Here is a 608-nt window from a genome sequence, read left to right as displayed (position 1 = left end):
AGAGGGTGGCGACTATATACGCCTCAACAACGAGGGCGGCGCGCCGCTGGCGGCCCCGGAGTTCGCTTCAAGGAACTGAGGTTTTTTGGTTAGCGGGTTTCAGAAAGGTCCTTGTTGGTTCGAATTCAAGAGAGCCGCGTGAGCGACACTCGACTGGGTCTGAAGGCGCTAGCTGCCGGGCCCCGACATTGCGTCTGAGCGGTGTCTGTTCTTTGACAATTGAATATTGAAGAAAGAGAAACGTGGGCGGCAGAGTCCTGCTGAACACCTTATCCCGCCAGGGATTTGGCTGTTCGAACGAGACTTTGGCGGACACGTTTTGAGAGAATAGTCTACCAGGACGAGAGATCGTCCAGGTGTGAATGTTCTCGTCAATTCATGCGTGACCAGGTCGCGGCCATCGAGGCTGCGACGTTAAAGCCAATCAAAGTTTCAAAACTTGAGAGTTTGATCCTGGCTCAGAACGAACGCTGGCGGCAGGCTTAACACATGCAAGTCGAGCGCCCCGCAAGGGGAGCGGCAGACGGGTGAGTAACGCGTGGGAATCTACCCAGCTCTACGGAATAACTCAGGGAAACTTGTGCTAATACCGTATACGTCCGATAGGA

1 rRNA gene is annotated in these 608 nt (G+C 54.4%); it reads left to right on the top strand.

What is annotated here, in order from left to right:
• Positions 1–435: 435 nt before the first annotated feature.
• Positions 436–608: ribosomal RNA gene (locus ACTIF2_RS27665) — 16S ribosomal RNA — on the top strand; the annotation flags it as partial.

It is taken from the genome of Allobosea sp. (assembly GCF_051860145.1).
GTDB lineage: Bacteria > Pseudomonadota > Alphaproteobacteria > Rhizobiales > Beijerinckiaceae > Allobosea.
The sequence above is the reverse complement of the archived record's forward strand: the minus strand, read 5'-3'. Positions and strand labels throughout refer to the sequence as shown.